We start from the raw sequence: 23907 nt of genomic DNA on the forward strand, positions 1-23907 counted from the left end.
AAAGGGGAGGCGCCGACACCATGGGTGTCCGTCACCCGGCAGGCTGAAGGGATCAAGAATGTTCCGCAAGGTGCTGGTCGCCAACCGCGGTGAGATCGCGATTCGCGCTTTCCGCGCAGGCTACGAGCTGGGCGCGCGCACCGTCGCCGTCTTCCCGCACGAGGACCGCAACTCCCTGCACCGGCTGAAGGCCGACGAGGCCTACGAGATCGGCCAGCCCGGGCATCCGGTGCGGGCGTATCTCTCCGTGGAGGAGATCGTCCGCGCGGCGCGCCGGGCGGGAGCGGACGCCGTCTATCCGGGATACGGATTCCTGTCCGAGAACCCCGATCTGGCCCGGGCCTGCGAAGAGGCGGGCATCACCTTCGTCGGACCGAGCGCGGACATCCTGGAGCTGACCGGCAACAAGGCCCGCGCGGTGGCCGCCGCACGCGAGGCGGGTGTACCGGTGCTGGGATCTTCGGCACCTTCCAACGACGTGGACGAGCTGGTCCGTGCCGCCGACGACATCGGCTTCCCCGTGTTCGTCAAGGCCGTCGCGGGCGGCGGCGGACGAGGCATGCGTCGCGTCGAGGATCCGGCGCAGTTGCGCGAGTCCATCGAGGCGGCGTCCCGCGAGGCCGCGTCCGCGTTCGGCGACCCGACCGTCTTCCTGGAGAAGGCCGTCGTCGAGCCCCGCCACATCGAGGTGCAGATCCTCGCCGACGGGCAGGGCAACGTCATCCACCTCTTCGAGCGGGACTGCTCGGTGCAGCGCCGCCACCAGAAGGTCATCGAGCTGGCGCCCGCGCCCAACCTCGACCCGGAGCTGCGGGACCGCATCTGCGCCGACGCCGTCCGCTTCGCCCGGCAGATCGGCTACCGCAACGCCGGCACCGTGGAGTTCCTGCTCGACCGCGAGGGCAACCACGTCTTCATCGAGATGAACCCGCGCATCCAGGTCGAGCACACGGTGACCGAGGAGGTCACCGACGTCGACCTGGTGCAGTCGCAGCTGCGCATCGCCGCCGGCGAGACCCTGGCCGACCTCGGCCTCGCCCAGGACACCGTCACCCTGCGCGGCGCCGCGCTCCAGTGCCGTATCACGACCGAGGACCCCGCCAACGGCTTCCGCCCGGACACCGGCCGGATCAGCGCCTACCGCTCGCCGGGCGGCTCCGGCATCCGGCTCGACGGCGGAACGACCCACGCCGGCACGGAGATCAGCGCCCACTTCGACTCCATGCTGGTCAAACTGACCTGCCGGGGCCGGGACTTCGGTGCCGCGGTGGGCCGTGCCCGGCGTGCCGTGGCCGAGTTCCGCATCCGCGGTGTGGCCACCAACATCCCCTTCCTGCAAGCGGTGTTGGACGACCCCGACTTCCAGGCCGGGCGGGTCACCACCTCCTTCATCGAGCAGCGCCCGCACCTGCTCACCGCCCGCCACTCCGCCGACCGCGGCACCAAGCTGCTCACCTACCTGGCCGACGTCACCGTCAACAGGCCGCACGGCGAACGGCCCGACCTGCTCGACCCGTTGACGAAGGTGCCGCCGCTGCCGACCGGTGAGCCGCCCGCCGGTTCGCGGCAGAAGCTCGCCGAACTCGGCCCGGAGGGCTTCGCGAGCTGGCTGCGCGCCTCGCCGACCATCGGAGTCACCGACACCACGTTCCGCGACGCCCACCAGTCGCTCCTCGCCACCCGGGTGCGCACCAAGGACATGCTCGCCGTCGCCCCGGTGGTGGCCCGCACCCTGCCCCAACTCCTCTCCCTGGAGTGCTGGGGCGGCGCGACCTACGACGTCGCCCTCCGCTTCCTCGCCGAGGACCCGTGGGAACGCCTAGCGGCCCTGCGCGAAGCCGCCCCGAACATCTGCCTCCAGATGCTGCTGCGCGGCCGCAACACCGTCGGCTACACCCCGTATCCGACCGAGGTGACCGACGCCTTCGTGCAGGAGGCGGCGGCCACCGGCATCGACATCTTCCGCATCTTCGACGCCCTCAACGACGTCTCCCAGATGCGGCCCGCGATCGAGGCGGCACGGGAGACCGGTACGGCCGTCGCGGAGGTGGCCCTGTGCTACACCTCCGACCTGTCCGACCCGGCGGAGCGCCTGTACACCCTGGACTACTACCTGCGGCTCGCCGAGCAGATCGTGGACGCCGGCGCCCACATCATCGCCGTCAAGGACATGGCGGGCCTGCTGCGGGCACCGGCCGCGGCGAAGCTGGTGTCGGCGCTGCGCCGGGAGTTCGACCTGCCGGTCCATGTGCACACGCACGACACGGCGGGCGGCCAGCTCGCCACCTACCTGGCCGCGATCCAGGCCGGCGCGGACGCGGTGGACGGAGCGGTGGCGTCCATGGCGGGCACCACCTCGCAGCCGTCGCTGTCGGCGATCGTCGCCGCGACCGACCACTCCGAGCGGCCGACCGGCCTCGATCTCCAGGCCGTCGGTGACCTGGAGCCGTACTGGGAGAGCGTCCGCAAGGTCTACGCCCCCTTCGAGGCGGGTCTGGCCTCGCCGACCGGCCGGGTCTACCACCACGAGATCCCCGGCGGGCAGCTGTCCAACCTGCGCACCCAAGCGGTCGCGCTGGGGCTCGGCGACCGGTTCGAGGAGATCGAGGCGATGTACGCCGCCGCCGACCGGATGCTCGGCCGGCTGGTCAAGGTCACCCCGTCCTCGAAGGTCGTCGGCGACCTGGCGCTGCACCTGGTGGGCGCCGGAGTGTCCCCGGCGGACTTCGAGTCGGACCCCGACCGGTTCGACATCCCCGACTCCGTCATCGGCTTCCTGCGCGGCGAACTCGGCACCCCGCCCGGCGGCTGGCCCGAGCCGTTCCGCACCCGGGCGCTGAAGGGCCGGGCCGAGGCCAAGCCGGTGCGGGAACTGGGCGCCGACGACCGCGAGGGCCTCGCCAAGGACCGGCGGGCGACCCTCAACCGCCTGCTGTTCCCGGCGCCCACGCGGGAGTTCGAGACGCACCGGGACACCTTCGGCGACACCAGCGTGCTGGACAGCAAGGACTTCTTCTACGGGCTGCGCCCGGGCAAGGAGTACGCCGTCGACCTGGAGCGCGGCGTGCGGCTGCTGATCGAGCTGCAGGCCGTCGGCGACGCGGACGAGCGCGGTCTGCGGACCGTGATGTCCACCCTGAACGGGCAGTTGAGGCCGATCCAGGTCCGCGATCGGGCCGCGGCCTCCGACGTCCCCGTGACGGAGAAGGCGGACCGGGCCAACCCCGGGCATGTGGCGGCGCCGTTCGCCGGAGTGGTGACCCTCACGGTCGCCGAGGGCGACGAGGTGGCGGCCGGTGCCACGGTGGCCACCATCGAGGCGATGAAGATGGAGGCCTCGATCACCGCCGCGAAGGCCGGCACGGTGGCCAGGCTCGCCATCAACCGCATCCAGCAGGTCGAGGGCGGCGACCTCCTCGTCGAACTGGCCTGAGCCGCCCACGGTGTTGCCCCGCGCATGGGAGGCTCTGCGCGGGGCATCGGTGGGCTGGTCCTGATGTCAGGCGCAGACCACCCGGGTGTCCGGCGTGAACACCGGACCGCCGCTGGTGTTGGTCGCGTCGCTGAACTCGGCGTAGAAGTACGAGTAGAAGCCGATGTTGCCGTTGCAGCCCGAGTCGGCCGCGACCTGGAGGGTCAGCGTCACGGTGCGGCTCTGCCCGGGCGGGATGGTGGCGCCGTAGTTCGGACCGAGGTTGCCGGGTCCGGTGCCGGCGCAGGGGGTGCTGCCGGTGGCCGTGGCGAGGGTGCAGCCCGTGAAGCTGTACTTCAGGTCGGGGCGCTGCGTGGTGAGCCAGGTGGGCTCGATCGTCTGGTGGACGAACAGGACGTCGTACGTCTTGTGGTTGGTGAGCGTCATCGAGAGTTTCACCGTGCCGCCGGGAGTGGTGCTCGCGGCGTCGGTGGCGAAGGTCAGCTCGGCCGGCGCGGGGTCCGCCGCGCTCGCGCCGGGGGCGAGCCCGAAGACGGCGAGCAGGAGGCCGAGGACGGCGGTGAGACCCATGCGTCTCATACGTGTTGATCGCATGGCCCGGGAGGCTAGGCGCGCGGTGCGCACGCCGTCTGCCCCGCGCCGGGTGCGGCGGCGGGGGAACGGCTGAATGTGTTCATCCTGTGTGGGCGGTATGGCGAGGCCGTGAAGTGCCCGTTCGGGCCGCATCCGCGTCCGGCCTGCGGGAGGCCGATATTGGCGTGATACCGGAGGGGGGCTGCCGTCAGCTCCAGCCGAACCGGCGGTCCACCACCGCCGAGAACTCCTCCAGGGTGAGCTCCTCGTCGCCGTTCTGGTCGGCGGCGTCGAAGAGGGCGGACGAGGCGTCGTCGTCCCCGAGGGCCCATATCGGCAGATCCCCCGAGGCGGCCAGCGACGGGCCCTTCGTCCGCAGGGCGGTGATCACCTCCACGCGCGTCAGGGTCCCGTTCTCATCGAGGTCGAGCGCCTCGAACAACTTGCGGGCCTTGTCACTCATCGTGTCACCTTCGTTCCTGTCGGCAGGCTCACCTGCCACCCCGTTACCAGACAAGAACGCGTCCGCGCCCCTTCAGGTTCCCTGCCGGCCCCGGCGAGTGCGAGCGATGAGCCACATCAGATACGGCGCCCCGATCGCCGCCGTGAGCACGCCCACCGGCAGCTCGACCGGCGAGAACAGACGGCGGGCCAGCAGATCCGCGACGACCACGATCGTGGCGCCGGTCAGGGCGGAGGAGAGCAGCGGGAGCTGGGCCGTGCGGGTCAGCCGGTGGGCGATCTGCGGGGCGAGCAGCGCCACGAAGTCGACCGGCCCCGCCGCCCCGGTCGCCACGGACGCCAGCACGACGCCGAGCGCGGTCAGCCCCAGCTGCACCGGCCCGAGCCGTACCCCCAGCGCGGTCGCCGTGCTGTCGTCCAGGGACACCATCCGCTGGGCGTGCGCCGCCCACAGCAGCGCCGGGACCAGCACCGCGACGGTCAGCGCGAGCGGCGCGGCCTGGTCGTAGCCCCGGCCGTTGAGCGAACCGGTCAGCCACACCTTGGCCTGCTGGGCGACCAGATAGTCGCCCTTGGTGAGGAACAGCCGGGTCAGCGAACCGAGCGCGATCGACACACCGATCCCGACGAGCACGAACCGCGCGGCGTGCAGACCGCCCCGCCACGCGAGGACGTAGACGAGCGCGGCGGCCCCGAGCCCGCCCACCACCGAGACGTACGGCAGCACGCTGTACGACGTCAGCCCGAACGTCATCGCGGTCACCGTCGCCGCACCCGCGCCGTGCGTGACACCGATGACGTCCGGACTGGCCAGGGAGTTGCGGGCGACCGACTGGATCAGCGCCCCGGAGACACCGAACGCGGCACCGACCAGCAGCCCCGTCACCAGCCGGGGCAGCCGCAGCGTGCCGACGACCAGCTCGTCCGGGCTCGGCTGCCCGAGCAGCACATGGACGACCTCGGTGGGGGAGACGTACGACTCTCCGACGGACAGGGACACCACGGCCGCCACCGCCAGGACGACGGCAAGCCCGGCGGCGACGGCGATCGCCCGGCGGTGCAGGAGGAGGCTGCCGTATCCGACGCGGACGACGGTGTATCCGGCAGGCACGGATGGCTGGGTCATGCCGGCACCGTCGCCTTCCGCCGCACCAGCGCCACCAGGAACGGCACGCCGAGCAGCGCGGTCATCACGGCCACGGGTACCTCCGAGGGCGCGAAGACGACCCGGCCGAGCACGTCCGACATCAGGATCACCGCGGGGCCGAGCAGCGCCGACAGGGCCAGCACCCAGCGGTGGTCGGCGCCCACCAGTGCCCGCGCTATATGCGGAACGGCGAGGCCGATGAACGCGATCGGACCGGCCATCGCGACCGCGACCCCGGTCAGTACGGTCGCGGCGAGCGCGCCCACCGCCCGCACCAGCGCGACCCGGTGACCCAGCCCCCGGGCCACGTCGTCGCCGAGCGCCAGGGCGTCCAGGCCCCGGGCCACGACGGCCACCAGCACCATCCCCACGACCAGGAACGGCCAGGTCCGCGCGACGATCTCACCGTCCCGGCCGCCGATCGAACCGACGTCCCAGAAGCGGAACTCGTCCAGTGCGCGGGCGTCGGTCGTGACGATGGCGGAGACCACGGAGGCGATGAACGCGTTCATCGCGGCCCCGGCCAGCGCCAGCTTCACCGGCGAGGCGCCGCCGCGTCCGCTGCCCGCCACCGCGTACGCGGCCACCGCGGCGAGCCCCGCACCGGCGAACGCGAACCAGACGTAGCCGCTCGGCGAGTGCACCCCGAGGAACGCGATGGCGCAGACGGCGCCCAGCGCGGCGCCCTGACTGACCCCGAGGACGCCGGGCTCGGCGATCGGATTGCGGGTGATGCCCTGCATGACCACCCCGGCGACCGCGAGGGCGAGTCCGACCATCACGCCGATGACCGTGCGGGGGACCCGCAGCGCACGCACGACCTGCGCGTCGTCGCCGGTGCCGCCGCGCCACAGGGCGTCGAACACGTCGGCCGGGGCGATCTGGCGGCTGCCGAGGGCGAGCGAGAGCAGGACGGCGAGCAGCAGCAGGAGCAGGCCCGCGACCGTCCAGGCGATACGGCGCCGGGTGGCACGGGACATGCGGTTCCTCTTGCTGTCTGGCCGGCTGGTTCGCTTACTTGGTGAGGTACTTCTCCAGGTCCGCGACGACCTCGTCGGCCGCCGTGACACCCAGGCCCAGGTACCAGGTCTCGTCCGGGACGTCGTAGGCGTGCCCGGCCTTGACCGCCTTGAGGTTCTTCCACAGCGGGTTGCCCTGCGCCCGGGACTTGTCGGTGGCCTTCGCGTCGCCGTACACGCCGGTGAAGATGTAGTCGGCGTCGGCCTGGTCGATGTTCTCGGCGCTGACCTCGGCGGCCAGATCCTCGATGTCCTGGTTCTTCGGGCGCGGGATGCCGGCGTCCTTGAGGATGGTGCCGATGAACGAGGCGTTGGCGTAGAGCCGGATCACCCCGTCGGGCATGAACCGCAGCATCGACACGGTCGGCTTGCCGGCGCCCAGCTCGGCGTCGAGCGCATCGACCTTCTTGTCGTAGTCGGCGAGCTTCGCCTTCGCCTCGGCGGTCCTGTCCAGGGCCGCGGCGTTCAGAAGGTAGTTCTCCTTCCAGGTGAAGCCGGGGCGGATGGAGAACACGGTGGGCGCGATCTTCGACAGCTCGTCGTACTTGTCCGCGGCGCGCAGCTGGCTGCCGAGGATCAGGTCCGGCTTGAGACCGGCGATCGCCTCCAGGTTGAGGTTGTTGATCGTGCCGACGTTCGCCGGGCTGCCGGCGTCCTTCTTCAGGTAGGAGGGCAGCTCGGGGGAGCCCTCCGTGGGGGCAAGTCCGACCGGCTCGATGCCGAGCGAGACGACGTTGTCGAGCTCGCCGACGTCGAGGACCACGACGCGCTTGGGCTGGGACTTGATGACCGTCTCGCCCATGGCGTGCTCGACGGTGCGCGGCCACTGGCCGGGCTTGGCGTCGGTGCCCATCTCGGCGGTCTTCTTCGCGGCCGACGCGAAGTCCTTGCCGCCCTTGGCCACGTCCTTCTTGTTCCCGGCCGTGGAACCCGCGTCGCCCGCACCGTCGTTGGAGCCGCCGCAGGCCGCGAGGGACAGCGCCGCGGCGACGGCGAGGGCGACGGCGGCTGTGCCGCGACGGCGGTGAGGCATGACAGGGCTCCCTGTTCGGCGCACATGGGGTCGGCTCTTAGGCCAGCCTCACCTTATCCGGATCCTTCATGTGCCCTGCACGGGAGCCTGTGTGGTTCCTGTCACGACCGTGTGTGGTCGACGCACATGTGCGTCGACCACACACGAGACCGCGGACCTGGGGGTGTCAGACCACCGAACAGGTCGAGTCGTTGAGCGTGAAGACCGTGGGACTCGGGTTCGTCCCGCCCGTCGCGGCCGTGAAGCCCAGGGTCACCGGGCCCGCCGGGGCGATCGTCGCCGTGTACGACACGGCCGCCACGCTCACCTCGGCGCCGCTCTGGGTCGAGGTGCCGCCCCACAGGTTGCTGACCCGCTGACTGCCGGGGAAGGTCCAGCGCAGCGTCCAGCCGTTGATGGCGGTGCTGCCGGTGTTGCGGATGACGACCTCGCCCTGGAAGCCGCCGGGCCACTCGTTGGCCACCCGGTAGGCGACACCGCACGTCGCCGGGGAACCGCCGGAGGACGTCGTGACGGCCACCGTGCCGGAGCGCTGCGAGCGGTTGCCGGCGGCGTCACGGGCGTAGACGGCGAAGGTGTACGAGGTGTCCGGGGCGAGGCCGGTGACGGTGGCGGAGGTGCCGGCCGTCGTGGTGGCGGCGGTCTCGGCGGCGCCGCTCAAACGCACGACGTCGTAGCCGGTGACGCCGTTCGAGTCGGTCGCCGCGGCCCAGTTCAGGGTCACGGACGAGGACGTCACGGCGGCGGCGGTCGGTGTGCCGGGCGCGGTCGGGGGAGTGGTGTCACCGCCGGAGGAGGAGTAGATGTCGGCCTCCTCGGAGGTGGCGGCGATGCCGTTCGCCCCGTTGAAGATCCGCTGGCCCCAGGAGCTGAGCCGCGTGGGATCGAAGTCGATCGCCAGGTCGAGGATCGGGTCGGTGTTGCCGCTCCAGGACCAGGCCAGGTAACCGAGCCGTAGCTGCTGGGCGGCGGCCATCATGGTGTCCTCGTCCGGGTCGCCGTACTGGTCGGGCGGGCCTCCGAACTCACCGATGAGGATGGGGAGTCGAGCGCTGACGAAGGCGTTCAGATAGTCCGTGATCTCCTGCGCCGTGTCATAGACGCTGTACATGTGGATCGAGAAGATCAGGTTGCCGGTGGGGTCGGCATCGTAGACCGACCGGGCGTTGGCACGCATGACGCCCTGCCAGTCCTGGCCCCAGTTGGGCGCGTCCACCATGATCGTGTGGGCGAATCCGGCGGCACGCAGCTTCTTCACGGCCGCGGTGGTGGGCTCGGTCCAGCCGGCGGGGTTGGTGTTGCCCCAGGGCTCGTTGCCGATGTTGATGATGACGTAGTCCTCTTCACCGGCGAGCACGTCCTTCAGGCCGATCCAGTAGTCGGCCGCGTGGTCGAGCGTCCCGGCCGCCGCCTCCTCCCCGTAGCCGGTGGTGTCGTGCACCTCCAGCACACAGATCAGCCGATTGGCCTTGCACTGCGCGACAACGGCGGCCACGTCCTCGACGCTGTTCTTCGTCCAGCGGTGACCGTCGGAGAGGACGACACGGACGGAGTTGGCGCCCAGCGCCTTGACGTCGGCCAGCGACCGGGTCTCGCCCGGGTACCAGGTGTGGGCGTGGTTGACGCCACGCATCACGAAGTCGTTCCCGGACGCCTCCAGCAGTCGGCCGTTCTCGATGTGGAGGCCGGTGGCCGCAGCCTGGGCAGGTGTGGCGAAGGAGAGCAGGGGGACTAGCAGGCCCAGGACGGCGGCCAGCACCGCGGCCACTCGTGGGGCGAGGCTGGTGCGGGATCTCATGGCGGCTCCGAAGGATGAGATGGGATGACGGTGCGTCAGGAAGACGCGGCGCGCGCCGTGCAAGAGACAGTCGCCGACGGAGCGCCGGCCGTTGCCGGGGTACCGGCGATGAAACCGAAGCTCGCGCTCGCGCCGGGTGCCAACGTGCCGTTCCATGACGCGTTGGCGACGGTCGCGGTGCCATCGGCGGCCGTGCCGAGGGTGCCGTTCCAGACCTGGGTGAGGCGGGCCCCGTCCACCGGTACGACCGTCGCGGCCCAGCCCGGGACGGAGGAGTCGGACGTGTTGGTCACCGTCACCTCGCCCTGATATCCGCCCAGCCAGACGGAGACGGCACGGAAGGACGCGGTGCAGCCGGAAGGCTCCCCCGGGTCACCCGGATCGCCAGGATCACCCGGATCCCCGGGTCCCGCCTCGAGGAGCGCGGTCAGCGCCGGATACCAGCGGCCGGCGATCTTCTCGTCACCGGAGGCATTCGGATGCACGCCGTCATAGGTGTCCACGGCCGTGTCGAAGCCGCTCCACTGGTCGACCACGGTGACGGGAGACCGACTCGTACCGGTCGCCCCGGCCCACTCCGGTACCCGCGCGTTGAACTCGACGACGCGCTGCGCACAACCCGTGCAACTGCTCGGGTTCATCGGGATGAGCTGGGCGACGAGGATCCTCATGTCCGGGTTGCTCGCCCGCATCTGCTCCACCAGCCGGGTGTAGGCGGCGAGGATGCGGTCAGGGGCGAGGGAACTCCATACGTCGTTCGTGCCGAAGTGCATGACAACGATGTCCGGCAGGGTGGCGGCCAGTCGGCCCGGCAGCAGATTCTGATCGGCCACGTTCGTGACCAACTCGCCGCCGTGGCCCTCGTTGTCCCCGTCGTACGGCTGACCGCAGCCCTGCGGGCCGAGCGTGCCGACGAAGTCGATGTTCGTGTATCCGGTGGACCGCAGACGGTTCCAGAGCGACGCGCGCCAGCAGCCGGGCGAGCCGGTGATCGAATCGCCCAGCGGCATGATGCGCACGGGGTCCGCGGCCCCCTTCGCTGCGGCGGCCGGTGGCGCGAGCGGGACACCGACGGGCAGGAGCAGGGCGGCCAGGAGGGCGAGCAGCGGAATGAACCGCAGGGGTAACGGGTGGGTGCCGCGCATGGTGTTCCCTTCTCCGGCTCTTCTCCAAGGGAAGTGGGAGCGCTCCCATGAATCCCATCAAGCCACTGTTGTCATTGACGCGTCAAGAGGTGTGGAGCGGACTGAGATGCTGTCCGTGCGAGCCCCGTCCGCTTGAGGAGGCGCCATGTCCGAGTCATCCGTCCTTGCCGCGCTGGTGTCCGGACTGCGGGGTGGATCGATCGAAGTCGTCGATCTGACGTCACCCCTGTCGTCGACGACTCCGGTGATCCAACTGCCGCCGCAGTTCGGGCAGACGGCCGTCTTCGAGCTGGAGGAGATCAGCCGGTACGACGACCGCGGCCCCGCCTGGTACTGGAACAACTTCCGCAGCGGCGAGCACACCGGCACCCACTTCGACGCCCCGAACCACTGGGTCACCGGCAAGGACCTCGCCGACGTCGCCTCCGTACCGGCGCGCAAACTGCTCGCACCCGCCGCCGTACTGGACTTCACCGCCGAGGCCGCCGAGAACCCCGACTTCCTGGTCGAGATCGACCACATCAAGGCCTGGGAAGCGGTGAACGGCCCCTTGCCCGAAGGCGGTTGGCTGCTGCTGCGTACCGGCTGGGACGCCCGCTCGCACTCCCAGGAGACCTTCCTCAACGCCGACGAGAACGGCCCGCACACCCCCGGTCTGTCCCCGGCGTGCGCCCGCTGGGTCGCCGAGGAGTCCCCGGTCCTCGGCCTGGGCGTCGAGACGGTCGGCACGGACGCCGGCGCCGCGCACTCCTTCGACCCCGCGTTCCCCTGCCACTCCTACCTGATGGGCAGCGACAAGTACGGCCTGACGCAGTTGCAGAACCTCGCCGCGCTGCCGCCGACCGGCTCCGTCGTCATCGCGGGCCCGCTGCCCATCGTCACCGGCTCCGGGGCACCCGCGCGCGTGCTCGCCCTGGTGGAGCGCTCATGAAGGTCGCGGAAGCGGTCGGCCGGGCGCTGTACGCGGCCGGGGTCGGACAGGTCTTCGGGGTCGTCGGATCGGGCAACTTCCATGTCACCAACGCGATGATCGCGGCCGGTGCCCGGTTCGTCGCCGCACGCCATGAGGGCGGCGCGGCGACGATGGCGGACGCGTACGCCCGCACCAGCGGTGAGGTGGCCGTGGTGAGCGTCCATCAGGGCCCCGGCCTGACCAACGCGATGACCGGTATCGCGGAGGCGGCGAAGAGCCGTACGCCGCTCATCGTGCTGGCCGCAGAGGTGACCGAGCCCCGCTCCAACTTCTACGTAGACCAAGAGGCGTTGGCCCATGCGGTGGGGGCGGTCGCGGTCCGGGTGACGTCGGCGGAGGAGGCCGTCGAGCAGACGTGCGGGGCGGTCCGGCTGGCGGTGCGGGAGCGGCGTACCGTCCTGCTCAACCTCCCGCTTCCGGTACAGGCGTCGGAGGTCCCCGAGGGTGCCCTGGCCCAGGCGGCACCTCCGGCGCCACGGGTCGCCGTGGAGCCGGACGCGGCCGAGGTGAGGTCTCTCGCCGAACTGCTCGCACAGTCCCGGCGCCCGGTCTTCGTGGCCGGAAGGGGAGCGCGCGGCGCTCGGGAGACTCTGGAAGCCCTCGCCGAACACCACGGCGCGCTGCTGGCGACCTCGGCCGTGGCCCGCGGACTCTTCCACGGCAACCCGTGGTCCCTGGACGTCTCCGGAGGCTTCGCCTCGCCGCTCGCCGTCGAGCTGATCCAGGGCGCGGACCTGATCGTCGGCTGGGGCTGCGCCCTGAACATGTGGACCATGCGGCACGGCCATCTCATCGGCGCCGACGCCACGGTCGTACAGGTCGACGACGATCCGTCCGCACTCGGCGCACACCGGCCGGTCCACCTCGGCGTGACCGGCGACGTCCAGCTCACCGCGCGCCGGGCGCTCGAAGCGGGCGGCGGCGTACGACGGGAGGGCTATCGGAGTCCGGAGACAGGCGCGGGCCTTGCCTCACGACTGCGCTGGCACGACGTGCCGTACGAGGACACAGGCACACGGGAGCGAATCGACCCGCGGACGCTCGGCATCGCGCTCGACGAGATCCTGCCCGCCGAGCGGGTCGTCGGCGTGGACTCCGGCAACTTCATGGGCTACCCGACCATGTATCTGTCGGTGCCCGACGAGAAGGGCTTCTGCTTCACACAGGCCTTCCAGTCGATCGGGCTGGGCCTGGCCACCACCATCGGCGCGGCCCTGGCCCAGCCGGACCGGCTGCCGGTGGCCGCGCTCGGGGACGGCGGCGCGCTGATGAGCGCCGTGGAGCTGGACACCGTGCGCCGGCTGGGACTGCCCATGGTGGTCGTCGTGTACGACGACGAGGCCTACGGCGCCGAGGTCCACCACTTCGGCCCCGACGGGCACCCGCTCGACACCGTGCGCTTCCCGCCGACGGACATCGCCGCCGTGGCCCGGGGCTACGGCTTCGAGGCGGTGACCGTGCGGACGCGGGCCGACCTGAAGGCGGTGGCGGACTGGGTCGCCGGGCCGCGTGGCGCTCCGCTGCTGATCGACGCGAAGGTGGTCGCCGACCAGGGGGCGTGGTGGCTGGAGGAGGCGTTCCGGGGGCACTGAGCGGATGAGGACGCGACGACCCCGCGCAATGGCCGGGTGACGATGCCGTGGGCGGCGCTAGTCACGGATGGGCTCTCAGACGGCGTAGGCGTGGGTCTGTGTCGCCTTGACCGTCGCCCAGACCCTGGCGCCCGGGTGCAGATCGAGTTCGGCGGCGGCGACGGTGGTGAGGTCGGCGGCGAGGGGGAGTTCGCCGGTGAGGTCGGCGCGGATCTGGTCGCCGTGGGTCTCCAGGCCCGCCACCTCGCACTGCCAGAGGTTGCGGGCGCTCGCGCCGGTGGGGCGGTCGCGGAACAGGGTGACCGCGCTCGGCGGGAACGCCACGAAGACCGGGCCGGTGAGGTCTTCCGAGGTCGTGATGGCCGGGCCCGTGTCGAGGCGGACGGTGTGGCCTTCGGCCCGGCCCCGGTAGAGGTTCAGGCCCACCAGCTGCGCGATGTAGTCCGTGCGCGGGTGGCGGGCGATGTCGGCCGGCGTGCCTTCCTGCACCACCTGGCCGTGTTCGACGACCACCAGGCGGTCGGCCAGGACCATCGCGTCCAGCGGGTCATGCGTGACCAGTACGGCCACTGCCTCGAAGTCGGCCAGATGGCGGCGGAGTTGGGCCCGGACCTCCAGGCGGGTGCGGGCGTCCAGGGCTGCGAGGGGCTCGTCCAGCAGGAGCAGCCGGGGGTTGGTGGCCAGCGCGCGGGCGAGGGCGACGCGCTGGGCCTGGCCGCCGGACAGCTTGCGCGGCTTGGCTCCGGAGTGCTCGGCCAGACCCATGCGGTCCAGCCAGGCGGCGGCCTGGGCGCGGGCCTCCGCCTTGGTGGCGCCGTGGCAGCGCGGGCCGAAGGCCACGTTGTCGAGTGCGGTGAGGTGCGGGAAGAGGAGATAGTCCTGGAAGACGACCCCGACCGGGCGGGACTCGGGCGGCGTACGGTCCAACTCCGCGCCGTCGAGCCGCAGATGCCCGTCGGACAGAGGGACGAGTCCGGCGAGTGCGCGCAGGGCGGAGGTCTTGCCCGCGCCGTTCGGGCCGAGCAGGGCGACCACTTCGCCGGGCGCGACCGCGAGGGTCACATCGAGGCGGAAGGTGCCCCGGTCCACGACGAGGTGGGCGTCGAGGCCTTCGACGGCGGTGTCGGCGCGGGTGGTTTCGTCGATCTTGGTCATCCTGCTGTCATCCAACGGTCACGCAGGCCGGCGAGGACTGCGATGGACACGGCCAGCAGAACGAGACTGAGGGCGATCGCCGCCTCCGGGTCGCTCTGCAGGGCCAGGTACACGGCCAGCGGCATGGTCTGGGTACGGCCGGGGAAGTTGCCCGCGAAGGTGATCGTCGCGCCGAACTCGCCGAGCGCCCGGGCCCAGGCCAGCACCGCGCCCGCCGCGATGCCCGGCGCGATCAACGGCAGCGTGACCCGGCGGAACGCGGTGAAGCGGGAGGCGCCCAGGGTGGTGGCCGCCTCCTCGTAGCGCGGGTCGGCGGCGCGCAAGGTGCCCTCGACGCTGATGACGAGGAACGGCATGGCGACGAACGCCTCGGCCACGACCACCCCGGCGGTGGTGAAGGGCAAGGTGATCCCGAACCACGAGTCCAGCCACTGTCCGACGATGCCGTTACGGCCGAGAGCCATCAGCAGCGCCACACCCCCGACGACCGGCGGCAGCACGAGCGGCAGCGTGACCAAGGCCCGTACGAGACCACGGCCGGGAAACTCCACCCGGGCCAGCAGCCAGGCCAGCGGCACTCCGAGGACCAGGCTCACCGCGGTCGCGGCTGTGGCGCAGATCAGGGACAGCTGGAGGGCCTGCCACACATCGGGGCTGGTCAGCTGCTCGGGCAGACTGTGCCAGGGGGTCCGTACGAGCAGGGCGATCAGCGGCACGACGAGGAACGCCAGGCCGAGCAGCGCGGGAATCAGGAGGGGCAGCGGCACCCCTCGACCGACGCCCGTCCGGCCGCGCCGACGCCGCGGCCCGCCCTGGAGGGTATCGGTCGCGGCGTCGGCCTTGTCGCTCGGGATCACGGCTTGAGGAACCCTGCCTCGGACAGAACCTTCTGCCCCTCGGCGGACCGCACGAGCGCGATGAACGCCTTGGCGGCCTCGGCGTTCTTCGTGTCCTTGAGCACGGTGATCGGGTAGTCGTTGATGGCGTCGGCGGACTCGGGGAACTCCACGCCCTCCACCTTGTCACCCGCCGCGTGCACATCGGTCTTGTAGACGACCGCGGCGTCGGCCTCCTTCAGCTCCACCTTCGTCAGCGCCGCCTTGACGTCCTGCTCGTACGACACCGGCGCGAGCTTCAGCTTGCTTGCGTCGAGGGCCTTCTGCGCGGCGCCGCCGCACGGCACCTCCTTGTCGCACAGCACGACCTTCAGGCCGGACTTGGTGAGGTCCTTCAGGGAGGCGATCTTGTCGGGGTTGCCCGGCAGGGTGGCGATCTCCAGCTCATTGCGGACGAAGGTCGCCGGTGTGCCGGTGGCGTCCCCGGCGTCCGTGACGATCTTCATCGTCTTGGGGCTGGCCGAGGCGAACACATCGGCCGGCGCCCCGCCCGTGATGCTCGCGGCCAGCGAATCGCTGCCGCCGAAGCTGAAGGTCACCTTCGTACCCGGGTGCTCCTTCTCGAACTGCTTGCCGAGCGCCTCGAAGCTCTCCTTCAGGGAGGCCGCCGCGAAGACGGTCACATCGCCGGAGACCTTGTCCGATCCGGACGCCGACGCTGAGGAGTCCGACTTCGCCGACGAGGAGTCATCGGAGGACGAGCAGGCGCTCAGGGCCAGCAGAGCGGCGGCCCCTGCACCGGCCACCTGCAGGGGCCGGCGGTTCCGGCGCGCGGTACGGGTCATCACGGGTCTACTCCCTCTGGTCCTGACGGACGGTCCTGACGGACTCGATCACCATCGCCACCACCCCGAACGGCCCGGCCTGGATCTCCACCTGCGCCGACACATCCCCGAGGATCACCTCGGTGACGATGCCGGAGAAGCGGTTGCGGGCCGAGGAGCCGGTGGATTCCCGCTCCATACGGTGCAACTGCCGGGCGTAGGCCGCGAGAGCCGGCCCGGGGATGATCCGGCGGCCCAGCTCGTCGCGTCCGGCGGTGAGTTTCCCGCCGTCGACCAAGCGCCTCCGGTAGGTGTGCATGCGCCGATGATACTGCCGCAGATGCGAGGGGAAAGTCTCCTGTCACATCGCATGAGCCGGAAATGCGATCCGCCATGTTGGCATGTGCGTTTGTACAGAGCACGGGTCCGGGTAAGGTCATCCGGGAGGTGGTAACCCGTGAGTCAGCCCCTCGCACCGGCCGATACGGCCGCCGCACAGATGGCGGAAGTCGTCCTGACCGGAGATCTGTGCCCGGCATCGAGCACTTCACCGGCCGCGACCTGCTCCCGCCTCGCCGACCGCCGCGACCTGTGGGCGGCCCTGCTGTGCCGGTCGTGACGACCGTCGCCGTGGGGTAGGCCCACCGGAAGCCCTGGAGGTCACGTATGCAGCTGCGGCAGCTGGAGTATCTGGTCGCCCTCGCCCGTGAGCGGCACTTCGTGCGCGCGGCGGCGGCCTGCTATGTCTCCCAGCCCTCGCTGTCCGCCGCGATACGGCGGTTGGAACACGAACTCGGCGTGCCGATCGTGCGCCGGGGGAGACGCTACGAGGGCCTCACGCCCGAGGGGGAGGTGGTTCTGGCGTGGGCGCACCGCATCCTCGCCGAACGCGACTCCCTCCGCCAGGAGTTGTCCGCCCTGCGCGACGGCCTCACGGGCACGCTCCGCCTCGGAGTCGTCCCCACGGCCCTGCCCGCCGCGTCCTTGCTGACGACCCCGTTCTGCGAGCGCCACCCGCAGGCCAGGGTGAGCATCGAGTCACTGTCGTCGGCGGAGATCACGCACGGACTGGCCGAGTTCGAGCTGGACGCGGCGATGACGTACCTCGATGACGACAGCGCCCTGCGCCGACTGCCCCTGTACGAGGAGCGGTACATGCTGCTGACCCCGGTCGACGGGCCGCTCGCGGGCGTCGGGAAGGCGAGCTGGGCGCAGGCCGCCGCGCTCCCGCTGTGCCTGCTCAACTCCCGTATGCGCAACCGCCGCATCATCGACGAGTGCTTCGCGGCCGACGGCGCGACCGCCACCCCCGCCGTCGAGTCGGACACCGTCGCCGGCCTGTACGCGCACCTGCCCGGCGGCCGCTGGTCGAGCGTGATCTCCCATGCGTGGCTGCACATGTTCGGCGTACCGGAGGGGATGCGGGTGGTACCTCTGGAGGGCCCCGCGCACGGCCCGAGGGTGGGACTGGTGACGGGCCCCGACGACCCGCCCTCCGTACTGGCCGGAGCACTGCTGGCGGTGGCGCGGGAGGCGGGCGTACGGGAGGCGCTGGACGAGTTGCTGCGGACGTATCTCGACGGCCACGAGCACTGATAGCCGACGGCTATACAGGCATAGCGAAGTTCGCTTTGACCAGCGTCTTCGGCGGCCGGGATCGTGAAACGCACTTACCCGCGAAGCCAGTTGAGGAGCCGCTCCCATGGCCAAGGTGCTCTGCGTCCTGTACGACGACCCCACCGACGGATACCCGACGACGTACGCCCGCGACGACTTGCCGGCCATCGACCACTACCCCGGCGGCCAGACCACCCCGACGCCCGAGGCCGTCGACTTCACGCCGGGCCACCTCCTCGGCAGCGTCTCCGGCGAACTAGGCCTGCGCGACTTCCTGGAGAAGGCCGGCCACACCCTCGTCGTCACCTCCGACAAGGACGGCACCGGGTCCGCCTTCGACCGTGAGCTGGCCGACGCGGATGTCGTCATCTCGCAGCCGTTCTGGCCGGCGTACCTCACCGCGGAGCGCATCGCGGCCGCCAAGAACCTGAAACTGGCGGTGACCGCGGGCATCGGCTCCGACCACGTCGACCTCGACGCGGCGGTGGCGCACGGCGTGACCGTGGCCGAGGTGACGTACTCGAACAGCATCAGCGTCGCCGAACACGTGGTGATGATGACGCTGTCCCTGGTCCGGAACTACCTGCCCTCCCACCAGGTCGTGCTGGACGGCGGCTGGAACATCGCCGACTGCGTGGCCCGCTCGTACGACCTGGAGGGCATGCACGTCGGAACGGTCGCCGCCGGACGCATCGGCCTGGCGGTCCTGCGCCGCCTCGCGCCCTTCGACGTACGGCTGCACTACACGGACCGGCACCGGCTGCCGCGAGAGGTGGAGCAGGAGCTGGGGCTGACCTTCCACGCCTCGACCGCCGAGATGGTCCCGCACTGCGACGTCGTCACCATCAACGCGCCGCTGCACCCCGAGACCGAAGGGCTCTTCGGCGACAAGCTGCTGGCCACGATGAAGCGCGGCGCCTACCTGATCAACACCGCCCGGGCGAGGATCGTCGACCGGGACGCGGTGGACCGTGCCCTGCGCGGCGGCCAGTTGGCGGGCTACGCGGGCGACGTCTGGTACCCGCAGCCGGCCCCCGCCGACCACCCCTGGCGCACGATGCCCCACCACGGCATGACCCCGCACATCTCCGGCTCGTCCCTGTCGGCGCAGGCCCGCTACGCGGCGGGCACACGCGAGATCCTGGAGTCCTGGCTGGCGGGCCGCCCGATCCGCGACGAGTACCTGATCGTCGACGGAGGCGCACTGGCGGGCACCGGCGCCCACTCCTACTCGGTCACCAAGTGACCCATGGAGGCCACCGCCCGGCTCCCTCACACGCGGTCGATGTGCACGTTTCGTCGACTTCACCCGGGCGGTGGCCTCCACTCCGACCTCCAGCCTCCGCGGTGTGGTGCGGTGCGTCAGGTCCGGGGGGTTTCGGCGCTGGACATGGCCCGCTGCGGCAGGTCCTGGAGCGTGTTCTGCTCCTGCTGGGCCTCACCCCTCGGCGGCGAAGGCGCCCACGCGGCCACGGAATACGTCGAGCTCGGCTCGCTGGACCGCCTCACCGACGTCCTCGCCGCCACCATCACCGACTTCTGTTCCTGAAGCCCGCGGCCGGACCCGGAAAGACCCGGGCCCGGCACGGAACGAGAGGACCGCGGATCCCGCGGCGCGGGATCAGACCGCCGGTGCCGGATAGGTCGGGTACTCCACACCGGAGACGTGCTGGACGACCCGGATGACCTGGCAGGAGTAGCCGAACTCGTTGTCGTACCAGAGGTAGAGGATCGCGTTGTCGCCCTCCACCTTCAGCGCGCCCGCGTCCACGATCGAGGCGTGGCGGGAGCCGATGAAGTCGCTGGAGACCGCGTCGGGCGCCGTGATGAAGTCGATCTGGCGGCGCAGCGGCGAGGTGAGGGACACCTCGCGCAGGTAGTCGAGGACCTCCTCGCGGCTCGTCTCGCGCTTCAGCTGGAGGTTGAGGATCGCGATCGAGACGTCCGGGACCGGGACACGGATCGAGCTGCCGGTGATCCGGGCCTTGAGGTCGGGCAGCGCCTTGGCGACGGCCGAGGCGGCACCGGTCTCGGTGATGACCATGTTCAGCGGCGCGCTACGGCCACGACGCTCGGACTTGTGGTAGTTGTCCAGCAGGTTCTGGTCGTTCGTGAACGAGTGGACGGTCTCCACATGGCCGCGCTCCACGCCGTACTCGTCCTCCATCGCCTTCAGCGGCGGGACTATGGCGTTGGTGGTGCAGGACGCGCAGGACAGGATCTGCTCGTCCGGCTTGAGCGTGTCGTGGTTCACGCCGTGCACGATGTTCGGGACGTCGCCCTTGCCCGGCGCGGTCAGCACGACCTTGTCGATGCCGGGGCGCAGATGGCCGGAGAGGCCCTCGCGGTCGCGCCACTTGCCGGTGTTGTCGATCAGGATGGCGTTCTTGATGCCGTACGCGGTGTAGTCGACCTCGGACGGGTCGTTCGCGTAGATCACCTTGATCGCGTTGCCGTTGGCGATGATCGTGCTGTTCGCCTCGTCGACCGTGATCGTGCCCTGGAACTGGCCGTGGATGGAGTCACGGCGGAGCAGCGAGGCGCGCTTGACGATGTCCTGGTCGCCGCCGCCGCGCACGACGATGGCGCGCAGTCGCAGACCGTTGCCCGAGCCGGACTTCTCGATCAGCAGCCGGGCCACGAGGCGGCCGATGCGGCCGAAGCCGTACAGGACGACGTCGCGTCCCTCGCCGCGCTCGATCTTGTTGGCGCCGGTGGCACCGGCGACGGCCTCGGCGGTGAACGCCTCCACGGTCAGACCGCGGTCGTCGGCCTTGTACGTCGCGGCCAGCATGCCGATGTCGATCTGCGACGGGCCGAGGTCCAGCTCGGTGAGCGCCCGCACGAACGGCAGGGTCTCGGTGACCGAGAGCTCCTCACCGCCGATCTGCCGGGCGAACCGGTGGGTCTTCAGGATGCTGACCACCGACTTGTTCACCAGGGAGCGGCTGTGGAGGAGGACGGTGACGTCCCGCTCCCGGTGCAGCTTCCCGATGAGCGGGATCATCGACTCCGCGATCTCCTCGCGGTTCTTCCAGTTGGTGAACGAGTCGTCGTTGACAGTCACGGGCCTATCTTTCGAGCTAGGAGGCGCTCATATGCTAACCGCAGGGTGCGATGAGCGTTCAAAGGGGGGTCTCCGGGTGGTGTAAATATCCGGAGTATGACCATTTGTGCTTTTTGCGCCAACGGCGTCCCGTCCGTGCGAAGTGAGGAGTGAACCGGTGGAGCTGGAGCTACGGCACCTACGCGTGCTGTGTGCCATCGCGGACGCGGGCAGCGTAGGCAGGGCCGCGGCCGAGCTGGGCTACTCGCAGCCCGCGATGAGCACCCAACTCCGGCGCATCGAGCGGTATTTCGGCGAGTCCCTCTTCGAGCGCGGCCCGACCGGCGTGCACTTGACCCCGTACGGCTTCGACGTCGTTGCCCAGGCCCGTGACGTCCTCGCCCGCGCCGACGCGATCGGGCGCCGCCCGGCCTCCGGCGCCCCGGCCGGACGGCGGACCCTGCGGGTCGCGGCGACGAACTCGCCGATGCTGGCCGGCATGGTGTCGGGCCTCCGCTCGCGGCTGCCGGACGTGCCGCTCGCGGTGAGCAGTGTGTACGCCTCCTCGCGCATCGTCGAGCTGCTGGAGGAGGGGGTGGTGGATGCCGCCATCGCCGCGGACTACCCCGGCCGGGAGCTGGAGCACTCGGACGCGGTGATCCATCGCGGCATCGTGACCGAGCCGACGTTCGTGGCGCTGCCCGCCCGGCATCCGCTCGCCCGGCGCACCCAGGTCGCCCTCGCCGACCTCGCGGAGGAGGCCTGGTTCCTGACGCCGGACGACGGGGCGGGCTGGCCGGGCGTCTTCTACACGGCCTGTACGGCGGCGGGCTTCGACCCGGCCGTCGTCCATGAATTCCTCGGTGACCAGCAGCAGTTGCAGGGAATGATCGCCGACGGGCTCGGCGTGGCAGTCGTGCAGCCGACGATGCGGGCGTTGCCGGACGTGGCCGTCAAGCCGCTCGTCGGTACGCCCTTGTGGTGCCGGTATGTGCTGGCGTGGCGGCGGGCGGCGGTCACCGAGGACATGATCGACGCGCTCTTCCAGTCCGCGACCGCCGCCCATCGCCAACTCGTCGCCCAGTCCCCGCACTTGAAGACATGGGCCGCCCGCACGTGGAGCGTGACCGGGGGATAACGCGCGCCCATGACGTGTGTTATGGCAGCTCGGTGCCATGTGCTATGTCACACGGCATTGTTGGCGAGAGGTGCCGTTGAGACAGTGCCTCACACGCCTCAGCACCCCACATCGAGGCGCATCCGTTCGTGGAGGAATCCAGATGCGCTACAGCTTCGTGCTGCCCAGACGCATGACATCCGCCTTCGCCGCCGCAGTCACCCTCTCCGCCCTGCTGGCGGCCCCGGCGTTCGCGGCACCCCCGACCAGGGCCGAGCCCGCCGCGGTCACGCCCCGCGCGACGGCAGCCCCGCCCCCGGCCGGCCCGACCCGCAACACCGCCACCCGTCCCGCCGTACAGGACCGGCCACTCTCCCCGGCTCACGTGCCGCCGCTGACACCGACGCGCGTCCCGCCCCAACCCCGCACCGAGCCCGGCCTGCGGGCGGCGCCCTGCATACCCGGTGACTTCGGCGGCAGGACCGGCGCCGCGCTCGTCGCGTTCGTCAAGGCCTCGACCACGGGCTGTGTCAACACCCTGTTCGGGGTGACCGGCACGGACGCTCGCGCCGTCTTCCGTGAGTCCCAAATGGTCACGATCGCCCAGGCGTTCACCCGCACGGCGGCCACCTACAACGGCGACAACTCCAAGGGCGTGTGGCAGCTCGTCCTGTTCCTGAGGGCCGGGTACTACGTGCAGTTCAACCACCCGGACGACGTCGGCCCGTACGGCAAGGTCCTGGCCGGACACACTGTCCGCGGCCTGGACACCTTCTTCGCCCGTCCGCACTCGGGCGATGTCACCGCCGCCAACGGCGATGTGCTCGGCGAGGTCGTCATCCTCACCGACAGCGCCGACCGGCAGGCCCGCTATCTCCGGGTCTACCAGCGGATATTGAAGGCCTACGACCGCTCCTACGACTCCGTCCCGAGCATGCTGGCGGCCGTCAACTCCGTCTACACCCCGCTGTGGCGCGGCAACTGGAACCCGGACTACGTCAGGGCGGTCACCGCCGACCCGTCCGTCGTCCGCACCCTGCACTCCTTCGCGCTGGACCACCTCGACCTGCTCGGCACCGACCGCTCCTACCTCACCTCCAACGCCGGGATGAACGTGGGCCGTTACGTCGAGCACCCGGCCCTGCGGGCCACGGCGCGCCCTCTGGCCAAGCACCTGCTGGACAGCAGCCGGATCACTGGCCCCACCGCTGGACTGTGGGTGGCCGTGGCGCTGCAGGCCGACGCCTACGACGCCGCCAACTGCTCCTACTACGGCGTCTGCGACCTGGCCGGCCAACTCACCCGGGCCGTCCTGCCGATCACCCACCACTGTGACGCCACTCGCACGATCCGGGCCCAGTCCCTCACCGCGGCCGACCTCGACGCGGCCTGTGCGAGCGTGCTGGGCCAGGACGCGTACGTCCACGACCTGGTCAGGGACGACGGGCCCATCCCGGGCCAGTATCTGTCGACCGTCGACCTCGTCGTCTTCGCCGGCCGCGAGGACTACCGGACGTACGCCGGGGCGATCTTCGGCATCGACACGGACAACGGCGGCATGACCATGATCGGGGATCCTGCCGACCCCGCCAACCGGCCCTACTCGGTGATGTACCAGAAGAGCGGGGACGACGGTCACGCCGCCCGCATCTGGAACCTCAACCACGAGTACATGCACTACCTGGACGCCCGCTTCGACATGAAGGGCGACTTCGCCCAGCAGACCTCGGTGCCGGACGTGTGGTGGATCGAGGGCGTGGCCGAGTACGTCTCCTACGGCTACCGCCGTATCACCTACGACCAGGCCGTCACGGAGGCGGGCAGGCACACGTACCGGCTGAGCACCCTGTTCCAGAACACGTACACCAACAGCGATGTGACCCGCACCTACGCGTGGGGCTATCTCGCCGCGCGCTACATGTTCGAGAAGCACCCGGCCGACGTGCACCGCATGCTGGCCCGCTTCCGCGTCGGTGACTACGCAGGCGGCTACGACGTCTACACCCGTGACATCGGCACCCGTTACGACGCCGATTTCGACGAGTGGCTGACGGCGTGCGCCGCCGGCGCGTGTGCGGCGACGGCGACGCCGGGCGTCAGTCGAGAGTCGTCTCGGGTATCTGCACGTTGATCAGCT

General features: G+C 70.9%; 21 protein-coding genes. 9 read left to right on the forward strand and 12 right to left on the reverse strand.

All coding sequences use genetic code 11. From position 1 onward, the window contains the following. The first annotated feature begins 58 nt into the window (after window positions 1–58). Window positions 59–3433, forward strand: a complete 3375-nt coding sequence (locus IE325_RS23195; protein WP_190071927.1) for a pyruvate carboxylase — start codon at window positions 59–61, stop codon at window positions 3431–3433. Between the two features lie 66 nt (window positions 3434–3499). On the opposite strand, the gene IE325_RS23200 is transcribed toward IE325_RS23195, so the two are convergent. The 7 genes from IE325_RS23200 to IE325_RS23230 all read right to left on the reverse strand — a co-directional run bounded on the left by IE325_RS23200 (window position 3500) and on the right by IE325_RS23230 (window position 10610). Next, window positions 3500–4012, reverse strand: coding sequence for a hypothetical protein (locus tag IE325_RS23200; RefSeq protein ID WP_229911939.1), 513 nt, complete (start codon window positions 4010–4012; stop codon window positions 3500–3502). 202 nt (window positions 4013–4214) lie between these two features. Next, the gene (locus IE325_RS23205) at window positions 4215–4469 is read right to left on the reverse strand and encodes an EF-hand domain-containing protein (protein WP_190071929.1); all 255 of its coding nucleotides are present in this window, start codon (window positions 4467–4469) and stop codon (window positions 4215–4217) included. Between the two features lie 72 nt (window positions 4470–4541). Beyond that, window positions 4542–5594, reverse strand: a complete 1053-nt coding sequence (locus IE325_RS23210; protein ID WP_190071930.1) for a FecCD family ABC transporter permease — start codon at window positions 5592–5594, stop codon at window positions 4542–4544. Continuing rightward, complete coding sequence (locus IE325_RS23215; protein WP_190071931.1) at window positions 5591–6595, reverse strand: FecCD family ABC transporter permease; 1005 nt, start codon at window positions 6593–6595, stop codon at window positions 5591–5593. Before IE325_RS23215 ends, IE325_RS23210 begins: the two co-directional genes overlap by 4 nt. A 34-nt stretch (window positions 6596–6629) precedes the next feature. Beyond that, window positions 6630–7667 carry an ABC transporter substrate-binding protein gene (locus tag IE325_RS23220; RefSeq protein ID WP_190071932.1) on the reverse strand — a complete coding sequence of 346 codons (1038 nt, stop codon included), beginning with the start codon at window positions 7665–7667 and terminating at the stop codon, window positions 6630–6632. 166 nt (window positions 7668–7833) lie between these two features. After that, window positions 7834–9465 carry a cellulase family glycosylhydrolase gene (locus IE325_RS23225; RefSeq protein ID WP_190071933.1) on the reverse strand — a complete coding sequence of 544 codons (1632 nt, stop codon included), beginning with the start codon at window positions 9463–9465 and terminating at the stop codon, window positions 7834–7836. 35 nt (window positions 9466–9500) lie between these two features. Continuing rightward, entirely contained in the window at window positions 9501–10610 is a 1110-nt protein-coding gene (locus IE325_RS23230; protein WP_190071934.1) for a GDSL-type esterase/lipase family protein, read from the reverse strand. 145 nt (window positions 10611–10755) lie between these two features. On the opposite strand from IE325_RS23230, the gene IE325_RS23235 reads away from it, so the two are divergent. Next, a complete protein-coding gene (locus IE325_RS23235) occupies window positions 10756–11541 on the forward strand; it encodes a cyclase family protein (protein ID WP_190071935.1) in 786 nt (261 codons plus the stop codon). Beyond that, a complete protein-coding gene (locus IE325_RS23240; RefSeq protein WP_190071936.1) occupies window positions 11538–13175 on the forward strand; it encodes a thiamine pyrophosphate-binding protein in 1638 nt (545 codons plus the stop codon). Before IE325_RS23235 ends, IE325_RS23240 begins: the two co-directional genes overlap by 4 nt. A gap of 75 nt (window positions 13176–13250) precedes the next feature. Here the strand turns inward: IE325_RS23240 and IE325_RS23245 are convergent, their stop codons facing one another. From IE325_RS23245 to IE325_RS23260, 4 genes are read right to left on the reverse strand one after another with little or no spacing between them, the layout of a single operon-like run. After that, window positions 13251–14330: an ABC transporter ATP-binding protein gene (locus IE325_RS23245; protein WP_190071937.1), complete on the reverse strand. Its 1080-nt coding sequence runs from the start codon at window positions 14328–14330 to the stop codon at window positions 13251–13253. Next, window positions 14327–15187, reverse strand: coding sequence for a molybdate ABC transporter permease subunit (gene modB, locus IE325_RS23250; RefSeq protein ID WP_190071938.1), 861 nt, complete (start codon window positions 15185–15187; stop codon window positions 14327–14329). Before modB ends, IE325_RS23245 begins: the two co-directional genes overlap by 4 nt. Continuing rightward, window positions 15184–16011 carry a molybdate ABC transporter substrate-binding protein gene (modA, locus tag IE325_RS23255; RefSeq protein WP_190071939.1) on the reverse strand — a complete coding sequence of 276 codons (828 nt, stop codon included), beginning with the start codon at window positions 16009–16011 and terminating at the stop codon, window positions 15184–15186. Before modA ends, modB begins: the two co-directional genes overlap by 4 nt. 7 nt (window positions 16012–16018) lie before the next feature. Then, window positions 16019–16309, reverse strand: coding sequence for a TOBE domain-containing protein (locus tag IE325_RS23260; protein WP_190071940.1), 291 nt, complete (start codon window positions 16307–16309; stop codon window positions 16019–16021). Between the two features lie 138 nt (window positions 16310–16447). Between IE325_RS23260 and IE325_RS23265 the strand changes: the two genes are divergently transcribed. The 4 genes from IE325_RS23265 to IE325_RS23280 all read left to right on the forward strand — a co-directional run bounded on the left by IE325_RS23265 (window position 16448) and on the right by IE325_RS23280 (window position 19156). Then, window positions 16448–16609, forward strand: a complete 162-nt coding sequence (locus IE325_RS23265) for a hypothetical protein (RefSeq protein WP_190071941.1) — start codon at window positions 16448–16450, stop codon at window positions 16607–16609. A gap of 47 nt (window positions 16610–16656) precedes the next feature. Continuing rightward, window positions 16657–17586 carry a LysR family transcriptional regulator gene (locus IE325_RS23270; protein ID WP_190071942.1) on the forward strand — a complete coding sequence of 310 codons (930 nt, stop codon included), beginning with the start codon at window positions 16657–16659 and terminating at the stop codon, window positions 17584–17586. A 106-nt stretch (window positions 17587–17692) separates the two neighbouring features. Continuing rightward, entirely contained in the window at window positions 17693–18853 is a 1161-nt protein-coding gene (locus tag IE325_RS23275) for an NAD-dependent formate dehydrogenase (protein ID WP_190071943.1), read from the forward strand. Window positions 18854–18964: 111 nt separating this feature from the next. Beyond that, window positions 18965–19156, forward strand: a complete 192-nt coding sequence (locus tag IE325_RS23280) for a hypothetical protein (protein WP_190071944.1) — start codon at window positions 18965–18967, stop codon at window positions 19154–19156. A gap of 72 nt (window positions 19157–19228) precedes the next feature. On the opposite strand, the gene IE325_RS23285 is transcribed toward IE325_RS23280, so the two are convergent. Further along, entirely contained in the window at window positions 19229–20674 is a 1446-nt protein-coding gene (locus tag IE325_RS23285) for a glyceraldehyde-3-phosphate dehydrogenase (RefSeq protein WP_190071945.1), read from the reverse strand. A 157-nt stretch (window positions 20675–20831) separates the two neighbouring features. Between IE325_RS23285 and IE325_RS23290 the strand changes: the two genes are divergently transcribed. After that, window positions 20832–21791, forward strand: coding sequence for a LysR family transcriptional regulator (locus IE325_RS23290; protein ID WP_190071946.1), 960 nt, complete (start codon window positions 20832–20834; stop codon window positions 21789–21791). Window positions 21792–21933: 142 nt separating this feature from the next. Continuing rightward, complete coding sequence (locus tag IE325_RS23295; protein WP_190071947.1) at window positions 21934–23901, forward strand: collagenase; 1968 nt, start codon at window positions 21934–21936, stop codon at window positions 23899–23901. Window positions 23902–23907 lie beyond the last annotated feature (6 nt).

Source organism: Streptomyces lanatus (genome assembly GCF_014655715.1).
GTDB classification, from domain to species: domain Bacteria; phylum Actinomycetota; class Actinomycetes; order Streptomycetales; family Streptomycetaceae; genus Streptomyces; species Streptomyces lanatus.